At 50.2% G+C, this 3497-nt stretch carries 1 protein-coding gene and 1 pseudogene; both read left to right on the top strand.

The features are described from left to right. Window positions 1–162 (top strand): annotated as a pseudogene (locus Q0362_RS03365) (gamma carbonic anhydrase family protein); the annotation flags it as partial. Between the two features lie 371 nt (window positions 163–533). After that, the gene (locus Q0362_RS03360) at window positions 534–3350 is read left to right on the top strand and encodes a sialidase family protein (protein ID WP_298119764.1); all 2817 of its coding nucleotides are present in this window, start codon (window positions 534–536) and stop codon (window positions 3348–3350) included. Window positions 3351–3497: the final 147 nt, after the last annotated feature.

The following is a 3497-nucleotide window of genomic DNA, read 5'->3' as shown; positions in this document are numbered from 1 at the left end:
GTGCTGGAAGGAATGATTGTTCCTCCCGGTTCTCTAGTTGCCGGTGTTCCTGCGAAGGTGCGCCGTGAGCTCACTCCTGAGGAGCAGGAAGCTGTCCGCAACAACGCAGCGAACTACCGCAAGCGGCTTGAAATCTACAAGGCTGAAGCTACGAACGTGTAGTTCATTCCTCATTCAGGAATCTAGGTGGGGCTTTCATGCACCCTTCTGGATTTCAACTAGGGAATTCCCTAGATATCTAGGCCAAAATCCATCATGCTCTGGGGCACTACCGCGACTGGCAACACTATTGAGTCATGCGGAGATTGTGCAGTGTTTTGGTCATAGCCCTCATTGCTAGTTTCCCTGTGTCCCTAGGATTACTGTCAATAGACCCGGCTCAGGCCTGTGCCTGTGTTGGCAACACCTGGTCAACCCCAGAGCCACTTACTGATCCGTCGGTTTTAGCAGATGACGTGCACACCATCTCTATTGGTTCCACAGTTTATGCAGTGTGGGTGGAGCCGGCGACACAGACTACTTCAAGCTTGGTTATGACCTCTTCGTCCGATGACCTTGGCGTGACATGGTCAATCCCGATTCAAATTGCTGGTGATTCACACTCGCCCATCATCGTGGCATCCAGCAATGAACAGCCGTCTATCTTTTTTATTCAAAATATCGGAGCAGGCTCTAGCAAAATTATGACCTCGGTGTCCTCATCCGGGGGACAATCATGGGCAATACCTGTGATTGTCGTTTCAGACGTTGATAACGCGGACGAATTTTCCAACCTGTCCGCAGCTGCACTTCCAAATGGAGAATTCGCACTTTCGTGGATTTATCAAGTCAGCAATACTTCGACTTCCAACAACATTGGTTTTTCAATGAGCGACCAGGGGCAGTGGTCTGCACCTCAACCATTTATGTCCGCGCCTCCATCGTCTGATGTCAGCTACACCGGGGTAGAACTGACGTCGGGCACTCTCGGCGAAAGTTCCACTCTTGTCATGTCGTGGAACAAAATAGATAACGTCAATGCAACCCAAGAAGTCCAATACGTGTGGGCTCCCATTCCTCAGGGTGGTGCGTCCTGGAGTTGGTCCTCGGTCGTAGGTTTGTCGACAGATTTGGCTTATCGTGTTCACACCGAAGCTGTGCCATCAGGGGGCTTTGTCTTTGGTTGGACAGAGTATGCAAATAACGAGGCAATCCTTCAATATGTGGGGTTTTACGATCCATCTGGAATTGTCGGCCTCTCACAGGCTTTCTATTCACAGGTACTGGACAGTCCACGATTTCGCATAGGTCCTGATGGTCACCTCGTTAGCGTGATCGAATACGAGGAAGAAAACGACAACGGTGACCTAGTCCCTTTCCTGAACATCTTGCAGTTCAATGCCAATGAAAGCTCCGTTAATGGTTCGTTCTCAACTGCACCGCAATCTAGGTTCAGTCGAGAACTCGTCGGAATCAACACTGACTATGACAGGCCATGGCCCTCCGTCAGCGAGGACGGTTCTTGGATCCTTCCGTATGTGGAAACCACCCCTGATGGTGACGCACTTTACGTGCTGCAAGGGCAGGGCACCATCAAGCCCGGTGCGGCCCCTCTTTTTGTTGAATTCAGCGACACCACATCCCTCGGTTGGGTTGATTCAGCTGCACTGAGCGGCGGCCGAGGAGTCCTTATCTGGATGGCAGAAGCTTCTCAAAATTACAGCGGTCCCTTGTTTACTTCGAACCAAACAACGGTCAAAACCAGTTTTGTCCTTCAAGACTGGTCGGCACCAATCTCAAACCCAGATCTCTCTAGTTTTCAAGATGAGATGAGTTATTGGAGATCCAGCTTCACTGTTGTGGAGACTGCACACGGCTACTCGGCATTCTGGGTTGAGAATGATGTGAATCAAAATAACCGGGTGGTCAGCGCTACCAGTGCAGATGGGGAGACATGGTCAAGCTCTGTTCCGTTGTCTGACCCCACGAATTACATTCGCGGTTTAGGGGTGGAGGTTAACCCTTCCGGCACAAACATCTACGTGGCATGGTCTAGTGGCGATGATCAAAACTTTGAAACACCCAGAGTTGTGACTTCCCTCAATTCTGGTGTTTCCTGGAGCCAAGAAATGGCACTATTTGGAGTTGTCGATGCCCAGAGGCCCGACATTGTGACTTTTGGCGAACTCAGTGCCGTTGCCCGCACTGGTCTGATTGATGGTTCCAGTGTGCTGGCGACCACATATGACGGGGGAAACACGTGGACACAGGTTGTTTTACCCGCTGGAACTACCGAAGCCGATGCGTTCATAGCCCCTGATGGAACGCTTCATGTCGCCTATGGTTTTTCCAGCAATCCTGGTGAATTTGAGGTCTTCACTGCAACCAAAACACCCTCAGGACCTTTAGTGCAAACGAGTCGAACTATAGTGAGCGCCGACAATATCTTCAACACCAAGATTCAGCAATCACCTTTTGAACTCAACAAGATAGCGGTGTCGTGGTACACGGCTGATGTAAATTTCGAGCACACTAATGTGACTGTAAAGCGAAGTGCGGATTACGGTACTACCTGGGGGACTCCTGCAAAACTTGACCAATCTGGATTCAGCTACTGGGGAGAAGACCTCACGTGGAATTCCGAAGGAGATCTCATCTTCGTCGGTGTAGTTTTTCAGGACACAACCCAAATATGGCTCACTAGTAGTACACGGTTGGTCAGCGATTCACAGTCATGGAGTGAAATAGTCGTCATCTCCGAACTTGACTCTGACTCATATGGAGTCACGCGAGCCTCACAGGACGGAACTATCGTGTCCATTCTCTGGCGCGAACACTCTTTTGGTTCTGTGGGCAGCACCTATTCCCTCTTGTCGACCGTGTCCACAGACGGTGGTGAGAGCTGGAGTGCACCTCTTCAAGTAACTGATCCAGAACAAGATATTTCTGAGATATCACTTTTTGTCGATGAAGAAACAAATGACTGGACCCTGAATTACATGACACAAGGAATTACCGTTGAGCGAATGGTGACGACACTGTCGCTTCCGTCAAGTTCACTTGTGCCGCCACCCTCTTCGAACGAACCAGAAGGCAATGGAGTGGAATCGCCCGCTGCAAATAGACCCGCGTCGGGCGCAGCCGCCCAATCCACAATTCTCGAAAACATCGGAGGCTCCCCAGCTGATCTCGAGCTAGGAGCACCAACGGAAATTGCCGAAAATGAAAGCTCGGAATCCAGGGCAACGAGTGCACATGAAGAGAGTTCTTCACAGGAAAATAACGTCCTGTTCCTATCAATAGGTGCGCTTGTAATTGCAGCAGCTGCAGGTGGCGGAATTGCCCTGTTCAAGTTACTGAAACCCGCCTAATTTAGATTGTAAACAGTGGAGGGAATAAACATAGGGGAAACCCTCGATTAATGGCTTTTGCCACATCTCCTCCTGCGGAATACTGAAGCCATGGTCTCAGATGTGCTCGTGGTGGAAGATGATAACTTCACGCGCATCACCTTGGTT

The organism is uncultured Aurantimicrobium sp. (assembly GCF_936931525.1).
In the GTDB taxonomy this organism is placed as follows: Bacteria; Actinomycetota; Actinomycetes; order Actinomycetales; family Microbacteriaceae; genus Aurantimicrobium.
Note: the sequence above shows the minus strand (reverse complement) of the source record. Positions and strands in the feature narration are given on the sequence as shown.

Excerpts from the sequence above, each read along its gene's own strand:
- Q0362_RS03360 (WP_298119764.1), top strand. The coding sequence starts at position 534 with ATGACCTCTTCGTCCGATGACCTTGGCGTGACATGGTCAATCCCGATT.